This is a genomic window from Dyella sp. GSA-30, from assembly GCF_027924605.1.
Taxonomy (GTDB): domain Bacteria; phylum Pseudomonadota; class Gammaproteobacteria; order Xanthomonadales; family Rhodanobacteraceae; genus GSA-30.
Genome location: NZ_AP027042.1, coordinates 1,247,477 through 1,260,102 on the forward strand (window position 1 = coordinate 1,247,477; position 12,626 = coordinate 1,260,102).

The 12,626-nt window shown below is 61.7% G+C and carries 11 protein-coding genes and 1 riboswitch; of the genes, 4 read left to right on the forward strand and 7 right to left on the reverse strand.

Going from position 1 to position 12,626, the window contains the following annotated elements; genetic code table 11:
- The first annotated feature begins 82 nt into the window (after window positions 1-82).
- From QMG46_RS05525 to QMG46_RS05540, 4 genes are all read left to right on the forward strand, one after another.
- The gene (locus QMG46_RS05525) at window positions 83-1,075 is read left to right on the forward strand and encodes an aldo/keto reductase (RefSeq protein ID WP_281852815.1); all 993 of its coding nucleotides are present in this window, start codon (window positions 83-85) and stop codon (window positions 1,073-1,075) included.
- 460 nt (window positions 1,076-1,535) lie between these two features.
- Window positions 1,536-1,739, forward strand: coding sequence for a hypothetical protein (locus tag QMG46_RS05530; protein WP_281851487.1), 204 nt, complete (start codon window positions 1,536-1,538; stop codon window positions 1,737-1,739).
- A 3-nt stretch (window positions 1,740-1,742) separates the two neighbouring features.
- Window positions 1,743-2,618: a prohibitin family protein gene (locus tag QMG46_RS05535; protein ID WP_281851488.1), complete on the forward strand. Its 876-nt coding sequence runs from the start codon at window positions 1,743-1,745 to the stop codon at window positions 2,616-2,618.
- A 161-nt stretch (window positions 2,619-2,779) separates the two neighbouring features.
- Entirely contained in the window at window positions 2,780-3,442 is a 663-nt protein-coding gene (locus QMG46_RS05540) for a DUF2076 domain-containing protein (RefSeq protein WP_281851489.1), read from the forward strand.
- 75 nt (window positions 3,443-3,517) lie between these two features.
- Here the strand turns inward: QMG46_RS05540 and QMG46_RS05545 are convergent, their stop codons facing one another.
- From QMG46_RS05545 to QMG46_RS05575, 7 genes are all read right to left on the reverse strand, one after another.
- Window positions 3,518-4,540 carry a ribonucleotide-diphosphate reductase subunit beta gene (locus tag QMG46_RS05545; protein WP_281851490.1) on the reverse strand — a complete coding sequence of 341 codons (1,023 nt, stop codon included), beginning with the start codon at window positions 4,538-4,540 and terminating at the stop codon, window positions 3,518-3,520.
- Between the two features lie 70 nt (window positions 4,541-4,610).
- A complete protein-coding gene (locus tag QMG46_RS05550; RefSeq protein ID WP_281851491.1) occupies window positions 4,611-7,109 on the reverse strand; it encodes a ribonucleoside-diphosphate reductase subunit alpha in 2,499 nt (832 codons plus the stop codon).
- A gap of 157 nt (window positions 7,110-7,266) precedes the next feature.
- Window positions 7,267-7,485: riboswitch (cobalamin riboswitch) on the reverse strand.
- Window positions 7,486-7,618: 133 nt separating this feature from the next.
- Window positions 7,619-8,908: an MFS transporter gene (locus QMG46_RS05555; RefSeq protein WP_281851492.1), complete on the reverse strand. Its 1,290-nt coding sequence runs from the start codon at window positions 8,906-8,908 to the stop codon at window positions 7,619-7,621.
- 9 nt (window positions 8,909-8,917) lie between these two features.
- The gene (locus QMG46_RS05560) at window positions 8,918-9,310 is read right to left on the reverse strand and encodes a peptidase C13 (RefSeq protein ID WP_281851493.1); all 393 of its coding nucleotides are present in this window, start codon (window positions 9,308-9,310) and stop codon (window positions 8,918-8,920) included.
- A gap of 303 nt (window positions 9,311-9,613) precedes the next feature.
- Entirely contained in the window at window positions 9,614-10,729 is a 1,116-nt protein-coding gene (gene zapE / locus QMG46_RS05565; protein WP_281851494.1) for a cell division protein ZapE, read from the reverse strand.
- 165 nt (window positions 10,730-10,894) lie between these two features.
- A complete protein-coding gene (locus QMG46_RS05570) occupies window positions 10,895-11,899 on the reverse strand; it encodes a lysozyme inhibitor LprI family protein (protein ID WP_281851495.1) in 1,005 nt (334 codons plus the stop codon).
- 2 nt (window positions 11,900-11,901) lie between these two features.
- The gene (locus tag QMG46_RS05575) at window positions 11,902-12,588 is read right to left on the reverse strand and encodes an alpha/beta hydrolase (RefSeq protein ID WP_281852816.1); all 687 of its coding nucleotides are present in this window, start codon (window positions 12,586-12,588) and stop codon (window positions 11,902-11,904) included.
- Window positions 12,589-12,626 lie beyond the last annotated feature (38 nt).

The following is a 12,626-nucleotide window of genomic DNA, read 5'->3' on the forward strand; positions in this document are numbered from 1 at the left end:
TGAGTATTTATCGACAAGCCGATTGAGCGAAAAATGCACAGGTCTTCCCCACCTCAAGAGAGAACCCATGCTCGACACTCAACTGGAACAACGTCCGCTCGGTACGCAAGGTTTGAAGGTGTCCGCCCAAGGCCTGGGTTGCATGGGCATGAGCGAGTTCTACGGCGCATTCGACGATGCCGAGTCGATCGCCACCCTTCACCGTGCGCTGGAACTGGGCGTCAATTTTCTCGACACCTCCGATGCCTACGGTCCGCATACCAATGAAGTGCTGGTCGGCAAGACCATTCGCGACCGCCGCGACAGCGTGGTATTGGCGACCAAGTTCGGCCTCACACGTGACCCGAACAACGCGCAGGCACGTGGCGTCAATGGTCGCCCCGAGTATGTTCGCGAGGCTTGCGATGCGAGCCTGAAACGGCTGGGGCTCGACCATATCGACCTGTACTACCAGCATCGCGTCGATCTGGACGTGCCGATCGAAGAGACCGTGGGTGCCATGGCCGAACTGGTCAAGGCGGGCAAGGTGCGTTACCTCGGCCTTTCCGAAGCGGGCGCCAAGACCATCGAGCGTGCGCATGCCGTGCACCCGATCAGTGCCTTGCAGGTCGAGTACTCGTTGTGGACGCGTGATCCCGAGAACAACGGCATGCTCGACACCTGCCGCCGTCTGGGGATCGGTCTTGTTGCCTACTCGCCACTTGGTCGTGGTTTCCTCACCGGGCAGATCACCACGCCTGACGACTTCGATGCCGACGACTATCGTCGCAACAGCCCGCGCTTCCAGGGCGAGAACTTCACGCGCAATCTCGAACTGGTCGGCAAGGTGAAGGCGTTGGCCGAACGCAAGGGCTGTACGCCGGGCCAGCTCGCGCTTGCATGGGTGTTGGCGCAAGGCAAGGACATCGTTCCGATTCCGGGCACCAAGCGCCGCAAGTATCTCGAAGAAAATGTCGCTGCATGCAACGTGCATTTCAGCGACGAGGAATTGCGCGATATCGAGGCGACGTTTCCTGCAGACGTAGCCGCCGGTACGCGTTATCCGGAAGCGATGATGCGTAGAGTCAACGTGTAGCTCTTTGTAGGAGCGACTTCAGTCGCGACAGGCCGTGACGTAACCATGGGTCGCGGCTAAAGCCGCTCTTACAAACTCGCGCGCTCTTTCGGACTCTCCTTGAAAAGCCCCGGCATCGTCCGGGGCTTTTTCATGTGTTACGTGATTACATTCCACAATCCATGCAAGCAAAAAAAGCCGGAGTAGAATCCGCACCGTTGTCATCGCAGGGCGCGCGTGGGGTGCGCTTATGAAGGCTACATTGAACATCTTCCATCGCCTCGATCCAGTCGGCCGCAACATGCGGCGTGTGATCGCTCCCACGGGCTAGGGGCCCTTCCGACGAACGAGAAGCCACCGCGGCGCAGCGCGCCGTGCATGTGTTCGTTCCTATCTTTCTTTTAACCGACATGGCGAAGCGCCAGGGCTTCGTGCGCCTCTACGTCATGCGAAACACCGTTACGTCGTCTATGGAGAAATCATGAAGGCATCGTTCTGGCGTGTGTTCAACAAACCCTGGTGGTTTGTGGCTTGTCTCGTGTTCTACGTGGGCTTTGTCGGTCCGCGGCTGATTTCGTCGCAGGACACGTTTGCGGTGATCGGCGGTCTTGCGTTGCTGGTTCTGCTCATCGTCTGGGCCTACCAGCTCTTTGTCCACATGCTTCGTCACAAGGATTGGAAATAAGTCATGAAACGTCTGTCCAAAATCACGTTGTTGCTCTCCTCGCTTGCCTTGCTGGCCGCCTGCGACAAGGTGCCGTCGGGCAACGTCGGTGTGAAGTTCCAGATGTACGGCGACGGCAAGGGCGCTTTGCAGGAGCTTCCGCCGGGTCGTTACTGGGTGGGTTGGGGTTACGAGCTTTACACCTTCCCGACCTTCACCCAGACCTATACGTTCACCCGTTCGAGCAACGAGGGTCGCGCCGTCGATGAGTCGATCAGTTTCCAGACCGCGCAGGGCCTGACGGTTAACGCGGACGTGGGTATCACGTATCACATCGATCCGAGCAAGGTCACGTTGATCTTTCAGAAGTACCGCAAGGGCATCGACGAGATCACCGACGTCTACCTGCGCAACATGATTCGCGACGCGCTGGTCAAGGAAGCCTCCAGCCTGGACATCGAATCGGTTTACGGCAAGGGCAAGGCCAGCCTGGTCGAGTCAGTGCAGAAAGATGTGACCGACGAGGTCGGCCCGGTCGGTATCGTGGTCGAGAAGATCTACTGGGTTGGCGAGTTGCGACTGCCTGAAAACGTCGTGCAATCGATCAATGCAAAAATCCAGGCGACCCAGATGGCCGAGCAACGCCAGAACGAGGTGGCGCAAGCTCAAGCCGAAGCGCAGAAGGTCGAGGCCGAAGCACAAGGCAAGGCGCAGGCGCAGGTGACCATTGCCGAAGCGGAGGCCAAGGCGATTTCGCTGAAGGGCGATGCGTTGCGGCAGAACCCGAACGTGTTGCAGATGTCGGCGATCGAGAAATGGAACGGCGAACTGCCGACGTACTACGGTAGCGGCGTCCTGCCGTTTCTGAATCTGGGCGCGCAGGGTAGCGTCGCCAAATAAAATCGCATGTTTTTGCGGAGCGGCGGTGGAACACTTCGGCGTTTTTCAAGCCTCCGCTCCGGCACTGTCTGCAAGGTGAACGCCGCCGCACGATGGGCCGGCGTTCATTGAACCGGCAGTCGGCGCCCCTATCATCTCCGTACTCCACAGGTAGATTTGCCATGACCCCGCAAGAACAACAGCTACTCGAAGACTTCCTGCAACGTCTCTCCGCTGTGAGCGGCGTCAGCAAGGACCCGCAGGCCGATGCACTGATCCAGCAGCAGCTCGCCGGTCACCCCGATGCGCTCTATCTGCTGGTGCAGCGCAGCCTGTTGCAGCAACACGCACTCGATAGCGCCAAGGCGCAGATCGCCCAGCTGCAGGCACAGACAGGTGCGCAGCAAGGCGGCGGCAGCTTCCTCGGCGGCCAGTCGGCCTGGAATCAACCGCAGCAGCAGGTACCTCCGCCCATGCCGCCGCAGCAAGCCCCCGCGCCGGGTTGGCGTGAGCGTCTGTTTGGCGGCGGTGCTGCCCCGCAGCCGCAACAAGGTGGCGCACCGAGCTTCCTGGCCAGTGCGGCGACGACCGCGGCCGGTGTCGCCGGCGGCATGTTCCTGTTCGACGGTATCGAAAGCTTGATGGGTGGCCATCATGGCGGCGGCCTGTTCGGTGGCGGAAGCCAGCCGCAGGTGATCGAGAACGTTACCGAGAACAATTTCTACGACGATGGCAATCGTCCGTCAGGCAACGACAACTTCGCCTCGACGAATAACGATTTCAACAGCGATTTCGCCGATAACGACTTCGACGACAGCAATTTCGACGACAGCAGCTGGTCGTAAGCCACATAAAAAACGGAGAACCCGAAAGGGTTCTCCGTTTGACTGTCTAAGGCAGCCGAATCCAGGCTGCCCGTCTTAGAACGACATATCGAACGCCACTTCGCCCTGCACGCCGACCTGGTAGGCCGATACGCGCCGTTCGAAGAAGTTGGTCACTTCCTGCACATCCTGCAGATCCATGAAGTCGAACGGGTTCTTGGTGCCGTACTTCTTGGGCAGGTCGAGCTGGACCAGGCGCTGGTCAGCGCAGTACTCGAGGTACTGGCGCATGTCGTTGACCGAAAGGCCAGCGACGCCGCCGGACAGCACGTCGGACGCGAACTGCGTTTCGCAGGCGATGGCATCTTCCATCATCTGCTCGATCTGCGTGCGCATCGCGTCATCGAACAATTCGGGTTCTTCTTCGCGCACCTTGCGCACCACCGCGAACGCAAACGCCATATGGCCGCTTTCGTCGCGGAACACCCAGTTGGTGCCCGAGGCCAAGCCATGCAGCAGGCCGCGCGAACGCAGGAAGTAGACATAGGCGAAGGCGGCATAGAAGAACAGGCCTTCGATGCACGCGGCGAAGCAGATCAGGTTGAGCAGGAACTGACGACGCTGTTCCTTGGTTTCCAGGCGCTGCACGTTCTGGATCGAGTCGATCCACTTGAAGCAGAACTCGCCCTTCTGGCGGATCGAAGGAATGTTCTCGATCGCGTCGAAGGCCTTGTTGCGCTCGGCCGGGTCGGGAATATAGGTATCGAGCAAGGTGAGATAGAACTGCACGTGCAGCGCTTCTTCGTACAGCTGGCGCGACAGATACATGCGCGCTTCGGGCGCATTGATGTGCTGGTAGAGATTGAGCACCAGGTTATTGGAAACGATGGTGTCGCCGGTGGCGAAGAACGCGACCAGGCGATGAATCAGATGACGATCCGCGTCGGACATCTTCGACTTGAGGTCGGTGACGTCGAGCGAAAAATCGACTTCGTCCACCGTCCAGGTGTTCTTGATCGCATTGCGATACATCTCGTAGAACTCGGGGTAGCGCATGGGGCGCAAGGTGAGTTCGAAGCCCGGGTCGAGGATGTGTTGTGGTTTGTTTTGGTTCGACATGGGTGGCCTTCAAATTCATGGACGTGTTGCAAGACGCCGGCCCCGGCGTTAGCCGGGGCGGCGTGAGGTTTTACTGGCAGGCTTCGCAGTACTCAGGGTTTTCGAGTGAGCAGAACACTGCTGCATTCGCTTGGTCCTGCTCGATCACCGGCGCCTCGACCTTGGCCGTCGGCGCCGACACCGTCGTCTTGGCAATCTTGGTGGCAGGCCGCGAACGCAGGTAATACGTCGTCTTGATCCCCGACTTCCACGCGTACATATACATCGAGCTCAACTGACCGATGTTCGGATTTTCCATGAACAGGTTCAGCGACTGGCTCTGGTCGATATACGCACCGCGTGCGGCGCCGAGATCGATCAATGCCTTCTGCGGCAGTTCCCACACCGTGCGATAGATCAGGCGCAGGCGCTCAGGGATCGCGGCGATGCCCTGGATCGAGCCATCGGCCAGCTTGATCGCGTCGCGCACTTCGCTCGTCCACAGGCCCAGCGTCTTGAGCTCATCGGCAAGGTAGCGGTTGACCACCAGGAAGTCGCCCGACAGCGTCTCGCGCTTGAACAGGTTGCTCACCTGCGGCTCGATGCACTCGTAGCAACCGGCGATCGAGGCGATGGTCGCGGTCGGTGCGATCGCGATCAGCAGCGAGTTGCGCAGGCCGTGGGTCTTGATGCGCTCGCGCAAGGCATCCCAGCGTGCTACGTCGTTCGGCTTGGCCTGCGGCCAGTAGTCGAACTGCAGTTCGCCGTTGGCGGCGCGGCTTTCATCGAAGCCCGGGTGTGCGCCCTGCTTTTGCGCGATCTCGTTCGACGCGTCGAGCGCATTGAAGTAGATCTCTTCGGCGATGCGCGTGGACAAGGCCAGCGCTTCGCTCGAATCGAACGGCAGACGCAGTTTGAAGAACACGTCCTGCAGGCCCATCACGCCCAGGCCGACCGGACGCCATTTGCGGTTGGCGGTGGCGGCGGTATCGATCGGATAGAAGTTGAGATCGATCACACGATCGAGCTGACGCACGGCGGTGCGCACGGTAGCGGCAAGCTTGGCAAAATCGACCGCGCCGTCGACCACATGACGGGCGAGATTGACCGAGCCGAGATTGCACACCGCCGTTTCGCCGGCCGAGGTCACTTCCAGGATCTCGGTGCACAGGTTGGACAGATGGATGACGTTCTCGGGTTTGGCCGTCTGATTGCTGGTGGCGTTCGAACGGTCCTTGAAGGTCATCCAGCCGTTGCCGGTCTGCGCGAGCGTGCGCAGCATGCGGGCGTACAGCTCGCGCGCCTTGACCTTCTTGACGGCCAGCCCGGCCGCTTCAGCGTCGCGATAGGCCTGCTCGAAGGTTTCGCCCCAGCTATCGACGAAATGCGGCACCACTTTCGGATCGAACAGCGACCAGTCGCTGTCGGTCTCTACGCGGCGCATGAATTCGTCGGGAATCCAGTTGGCCAGATTGAGGTTGTGCGTCCGGCGCGCATCGTCGCCGGTGTTATCGCGCAGTTCGAGGAACTCCTCGATGTCCGCATGCCACGGCTCCAGGTACACGCAGGCCGCGCCCTTGCGCTTGCCGCCCTGGTTCACTGCGGCGACCGAGGCGTCCAGCGTCTTCAGCCACGGCACCAGGCCGTTGGAATGACCGTTGGTGCCCTTGATCAGCGAACCGCGCGAACGCACGCGCGAGTAGGCCAGGCCAATGCCACCGGCAAACTTGGACAGCTTGGCGACGTCGCCGTACTTCTCGTAGATCGATTCGAGCGAATCGGTCGGCGAATCGAGCAGGAAGCACGAAGACAACTGCTCGTGCGAGGTGCCGGCATTGAACAGCGTCGGCGAGCTTGCAATGTATTCGAGCGACGAGAGCAGGCGATACAGCTCCAGCGTCTCGCCCATGTCGTTGCCGCCCAGTGCGCAGGCGATACGCATGAAGAAGTGCTGCGGCGTCTCGATCACCTTGCGCTGTTGCGGATGACGCAGCAGGTAGCGGTCGTACACGGTGCGCAGGCCGAAGTATTCGAAGCGGCGCGTGGCCAGCGGATCGATCGCATCGTTGAGCTTGCGCGCATTGGCGACGACAAAGTCACGCAGGCGCGCATTGAGGATGCCCAGCTCGGCACCGCGCGCGATCGACTGCGAGAAGCTCTGGATTTCCTGGCCGCTGACTTCCTTTTCGATAAAGGCGCCGAGCAGGCGCGCGGCGAGCTGGCCATATTCCGGCTCTTCGGCGGTAAGCGCCGCGGCCGTACGGATGGACAGTTCGTCCAGCTCCTGGGTGGTAGCGCCATCGTAAAGGCCGCCGATGGTCTTCAGGGCGACGCGCAGCGGGTCGACCCCGTGCAGGCCCTCGCCGCTGCGGGTGACCGCGCGCACGATCTTGTTGACGTCGACGATCTCCTGGCCACCGTTGCGCTTGGTCACGCGCATCTGGCCCGGGTTGTGCGGTGGCGTCAGCGCAAACGGAGTTTCCGTTGCGGCAGGGGAGGTCGAGCCGGTGCTGGCAGCATCGGCGGAGAAAGGAGAAGCGTCCACGCGACCGACGAGGCGTTCGCGCGTGGAAGTATCGAGAGGTTGCATGGCGGCAGCGCTCCAGCAAAAAAGTTCGTTTCGCCTGCTCCCGCGCGCAGGGCTGAAAGGTGTGATGTAAGGGTTCCGCGAACGGTCGTATGGCGAGGCTAGGTGCCCCGCGTCCACGACGCGCTTCCCCGCGGAAGCCGCCATCACTCATCGCGGCGGCAGGCCGCGATGTGTCGGCAGGTCTTCGGACTCGTGGACGAGGATCATTCCGGGCGATCCACCTACTTGCCCCCGCTTCCCAGCCTTACCGGCCAGTGCGATGGGGGTGTTCGTTTCCACTTACCGCTGCGGGGCAGTTCCGGATTCTCACCGGGATTCCCTATTAAGCCGATCCGACCGTGGGTCTGAGAAAGGCACCGACGAGGCACAACATATCGGGGTCCAGGGGTCTGGTCAACCCAATAATTTGTGGATAAGCCGGTGGATAAATACAAACGAAGCAGCCTGTTCAGGCGCTTGCAGGAATTTGCAGCTTTGTACGAATCGCCTGTCAGTGGCCCGGTCCGGGCCTAGCCCCGATGCATGCCCCGGCTACGCGGGTCCCGGAATACCAGCCAGGTCGCCAGCAGACCGCATAGCGCGGCGAAGGACAGCCACAGGCCGGGCGCCGCCTTGTCGCCGGTGGTATGGATCAGCCATTGCGATATGGCCAGGCTGGAGCCGCCCAGGGTGGTGGCCAGGCTATAGGCCAGCGAAAAGCCGGTGGTGCGGACCTGGGCGGGCATGATCTCGGTCAGGGTCACCACCAGGGCGCCGTTGTAGCTGGCATAGATAAAGGACAGCCACAGCTCGACCGCGAGCAACCGGCCGAAGCCGGGCTCCGCGACCAGCCAGCTCAGTACCGGGTAGGCGGTCAGCAGCGCTAGCACGGTGCAGGCCAGCAGCAGCGGGCGGCGACCGATGCGGTCGGAGAGCGCGCCCATGATCGGCAGCCAGATGAAATTGGAGACGCCCACGCACAGCGTCACCAGGAACACGTCGAAGGTGGACAGCTTCAACACTTCGCTGCCGAAGGTCGGCGTATACGCAGTGATCAGATAAAAGGACACCGTCGTCATCATGACCAGGGCGACGCCGATCAGCACGATGCGCCCATGCGCGAGCATCGAGCGGTAGATCTCGCCGAAGCTCGGCCGCCGACGCGAAAGAAACTCCTCGGTCTCTTCCAGCGAGCGGCGGATGACGAACAGGAACGGCACGATCAGGCAACCGACCAGGAAGGGAATGCGCCAGCCCCAGCGGTCGATGGTCGCCGGAGGCATCCAGTACTGCAGCAGCAGGCCGATCGACGCGGCAAACACCACCGCGACCTGCTGGCTGGCCGATTGCCACGAACAGTAGAAGCCGCGCTGGCCGGGCCGCGCGATTTCGCTGAGGTAAACCGAGACGCCGCCCAGCTCCACGCCGGCGGAAAACCCCTGCAGCAGACGACCAGCCAGCACCAGCAGCGGCGCCAGCACGCCGATCGTCGCGTAATCGGGCACGGCGGCGACCAGCAGTGTGCCGACAGCCATCAACAACAGGGTAAGGATCAAACCCTTGCGGCGGCCGTGATGGTCGATATAAGCGCCCAGCACGATCGCGCCCACCGGTCGCATCACAAAACCGGCGGCAAAGGCGAGCAGGGTCAAAAGCAGCGAGGCATACGCGCTATGGCTCGGAAAGTACGCACGTGCAATGGCCGGGGCGTAATAGCCGTAGACCATGAAGTCGTACATCTCGAGAAAATTGCCGCTGACCACCCGCACGATGGCCTTGAAGCTTTCCTTGCGCGAGCGCGGCGTACCGGCAGACGTCATGGGCCGGGCTCAGGGCACGACGCTGACGTCGATCTCGATCGGGTAATCCGTCTGACCGGTTTGCACCGGCGGCTTGGGGAATGTCCAGGCCGAGAACTGCCCGGCGACGCATTTGGCCACGGGTGTGGGCACGCGCACGTCCACCCGTAGCGGGTGGCCATCCGGCGAGATGTCGGCCACCAGCGTGAAAGGCGACTTGTCCGCCGGCGCGTTGCTCTTGATGCAACCCTTGAGCGTGTCGGTCATCGGATTGCCGGTCTTGTCCCAGAACAGTTTCTGGTAGGCGGGACCGGTGGCGGCACCTTCGGCCAGTTTCGCGCGGGTGACGCGCGTGGAGAAGTCGTCGACGGCCGGCGTTTGCGGCGCGCCCATCAGCAGGGCGAGGGTGATCAGGCTGAACATGGTGTTGCCTCCGCGAAGGGTCTCTGAAAACTAGCTAGTTTTTGTAGGAGCGACTTCAGTCGCGACCCAGGGTGACGTCACCCTGGGTCGCGACTGAAAGGAACCTCAAATAACCTCGGTTTTCCCTATCGTCATTCCGGCGCAGGCCGGAACCCAGTGGGTTTGCGATCGGTTGTCGCGAGAGCCTGCAAAAGTCGGCCCTATCGCGAAAACTGAAAACCGATGCCACTGGGTTCCGGCCTGCGCCGGAATGACGAGTAGGAAGGGCTATTCGAGACTTCCTAATGCCGCTCCCACATAAAATCAATCCGCACGGTGATCGAGCGCCAGGTACGCCTCGCTCTGCATTTCGATCAGGCGCGATTCGGTACGACCGAACTCCGCGCGCAAGCGTTCGCCATCGTACAGCTCGGTGATCGCTGCGGCAGCGGAAAGAATCAGCTTGACGTGACGGTCGTAGAACTCGTCCACCAGCAGCACGAAGCGCTTGGCCGCATCCTCGCTGTAGACGGTGAACTGCGGCACGTTGGAGACGATGATCGCGGGCCCGGCCTTGGCCAGTTCGATGTAATCGGATACGGCGCGCGGCCCTTCGCAGAGTGCATCGAATTCGAACCAGAGGATATTGTCGGCACGCTTGCGCAAGGGAATCGGCCGATCGTTGATGACGATATCGCCACCCTCGACAACATCGCCGACCGCTTGCGTGGTGAAGATCTTCGACAGCGCGCGCTCGGCTTCCGCACTCGGCGGCGTGTGATACACCGGTGCCTGCGATAGCGCACGCAGGCGCCAGTCGCGGCTGGAGATCATTTCCACCACGTGGCAGCGCCGCTCGAGCAAGGCGATCGCCGGCAGGAAGCGGGCGCGTTGCAGGCCGTCCTTGTAAAGATTCTTTGGCGCAGTGTTCGACGTCGTCACCAGGGTGACGCCACGGGCGAACAAGGCGTCGAGCAGGGTGGCCAGAATCATCGCATCGCCGATGTCGTTGACCAGAAACTCGTCCAGGCACAGGACGCGACACCGCTGCGCGATACCGGCGGCCACTTCGATCAGCGGGTCCTGTCGTTCACCCAGCTCACGCAGGCGCTCATGCACCTCGCCCATGAAGCGGTGATAGTGGCGACGTAATGCCACGCCAGGCGGCAGGCTCGACACGAACAGGTCCATCAGAAACGTCTTGCCGCGACCGACGCTGCCCCAGAGGTACAAGCCGGGTACGGGCTCCGATGATTCGTTGCCGAGCAGCGATTTCAACTTTCCGAAGAAGCCGCTGTTGTCCTGCCTGGTTTCGCAGAGCGATGCATACATGCGATCGAACTCGGGCAGCAGCGCCTGCTGCGCGGGATCGGCTTCCCAGCGATGTGCCGCGATACCTTCCTGGTAACGCGCGCTGGGGGAGAGGGGGATGTCGCTCATGGTCTACCGGATAATTCGTATGGCTGAAAGAAACCACCGTCATCCCGGCGAAGGCCGGGATCTACTCCTCTAAGTGGCCGCTTGCCAAAGGTCGTCTGACAGGCGAGGACTGAGGAATGGATCCCGGCCTTCGCCGGGATGACGACGTAGGAGAGGATGTTTAATTCAAGGCATGTAATCGACCGGCAATTTTGAATCACGCTCGTCATGCCACGCCTGGATCGTCTTCGGCAGACGCTTTTTCCAGGCCGGTACATTGGTGTAGTAGCGCATGCGCGAGTTGTTCTGCTTGTCGAACACCAGCAGGCCAATCCAGAGCTGATCGCCCTTGCGCATGACTACCGCGGCATTGGTATTGGCCAGGCCGCGCACGAAATAATCGCCGACCTTCGCGCCCAGACCGTCCTTGTCGTCGATCTCGCCCTGCATGTTGATGGTGTCGAGGAGGTTCTGATAATCCTCGCCCAGCAAGGTGCGCGCGACGGCGTCCTGGTTCGCATCGAGCACCTTCAGGCTGACCAGCGATGCTTTCGGCTTGGCCGCAATCGCGCTCGCCGGCAGGTAGTTGCCGCCGTAATAAACACCGTTGCCCGCACCGCAATCGTTCTGGTTCTGGCGCACGGTCAGTCGTTGCCCGACCCGCACGAAATCGAGCTGGCAATCGTCCTTGTCGCGATAGGTGGCACGGTCGTTCTTCAGCACGATCTTGCCTTCCAGTGCACCGCTGTTGCCGCCGTTGTTCGCCTCGATGCTGAATTTCAGCGCCGGCGGTTTGCCGGTGATGCTGATCTGGCTGCTGGCCGACGGGTTGTCGTTGTCGAGCTGCCATACCTGCACCCAGCGCGCATCGCCGGTACGCGCCGTGCTGGCGGTGTTCTGCAGACGATCCAGGCGTTCCTGGTAAACACGTTGAAGGCACGCGGTGTCGCCGCCGCAGGCGTTGCGACGCTTGAGCCAGTCGCGCTGTGAGCTGCGCAGGCTGTCGGGGTTGGCAGCGGCCGACATGGCGCTGATGAAGGCGCTATTGAGATCGCTGTCCAGTTTGGACAAATCGGCATCGCCGCAAATGGCTTTTTCCGCGGGCGTGGCGGCCTTGCTGCAGTCGAAGCTCGCTGCGTTTGCGGCCAGCGGTAGCGCCAGCAGCGCTGCGGCAATCAGAAAAAGGCGCATCCTTAACTCCTTTGAGGTGGTAGCCAATCGCGTATCGAGTGCTTGATCGCGCCGCGCAGATCCATCAGGCGGCGATGAAAGAAGTGGCTGGTTTCGGGCATGCGCACCAGTTCCGGCGGATGCTCCATGGCGTCGATCCAGTCGAATACGGCCTGCGGATCGACGATTTCGTCGTCTTCGCCCTGCACGACCAGCCAGGGACATGTGGGCAACTCGACCGTGTCGAATGGCCAGCGCCCGGCAGGCGGTGCGATGCTGATCAGCGCGTCGGCGTGCAAGCGCACCGCGTTGCGGATCGACACATAGCTGCCGAACGAGAAACCGGCCAGCCACAATGCGTCGTCCGGGCGTAGCCTGCGTACCCATTGAGCGACCGCGGCCAGGTCGTCGCCCTCGCCGTTGCCGTCGTCGTAGCTGCCTTCGGACTCGCCAGTGCCGCGAAAATTGAAGCGCAGCGTATCCAGGCCCGATTCGCGCAGGCTGCGCTCGACCATTGTGACCACTTTGTTATGCATGGTGCCGCCTTGCAGCGGATGCGGATGGCAGACGATCGCCGTACCGCGGCGCGCGCCAGGACGCTCGGCCACGTCGCTGATGACTTCGAGCTTGCCGGCCGGGCCGTTGAGCGCGAAGCTGGCGGCCTGATCGGGAAAACTGTCGGGGTCTGCGGGAAGCGCCAGGATGTTCATGACCGGAATGATAACCGCCCAGGCGACCGGACGAGCCG

Bases quoted from the DNA above. Each gene is read 5' to 3' on its own strand.
- zapE (WP_281851494.1), bottom strand. From the start codon at position 10,729: ATGAGCGACATCCCCCTCTCCCCCAGCGCGCGTTACCAGGAAGGTATC.
- QMG46_RS05535 (WP_281851488.1), top strand. From the start codon at position 1,743: ATGAAACGTCTGTCCAAAATCACGTTGTTGCTCTCCTCGCTTGCCTTG.
- QMG46_RS05540 (WP_281851489.1), top strand. From the start codon at position 2,780: ATGACCCCGCAAGAACAACAGCTACTCGAAGACTTCCTGCAACGTCTC.
- QMG46_RS05530 (WP_281851487.1), top strand. From the start codon at position 1,536: ATGAAGGCATCGTTCTGGCGTGTGTTCAACAAACCCTGGTGGTTTGTG.
- QMG46_RS05550 (WP_281851491.1), bottom strand. From the start codon at position 7,109: ATGCAACCTCTCGATACTTCCACGCGCGAACGCCTCGTCGGTCGCGTG.
- QMG46_RS05545 (WP_281851490.1), bottom strand. From the start codon at position 4,540: ATGTCGAACCAAAACAAACCACAACACATCCTCGACCCGGGCTTCGAA.
- QMG46_RS05575 (WP_281852816.1), bottom strand. From the start codon at position 12,588: ATGAACATCCTGGCGCTTCCCGCAGACCCCGACAGTTTTCCCGATCAG.
- QMG46_RS05560 (WP_281851493.1), bottom strand. From the start codon at position 9,310: ATGTTCAGCCTGATCACCCTCGCCCTGCTGATGGGCGCGCCGCAAACG.
- QMG46_RS05555 (WP_281851492.1), bottom strand. From the start codon at position 8,908: ATGACGTCTGCCGGTACGCCGCGCTCGCGCAAGGAAAGCTTCAAGGCC.
- QMG46_RS05570 (WP_281851495.1), bottom strand. From the start codon at position 11,899: ATGCGCCTTTTTCTGATTGCCGCAGCGCTGCTGGCGCTACCGCTGGCC.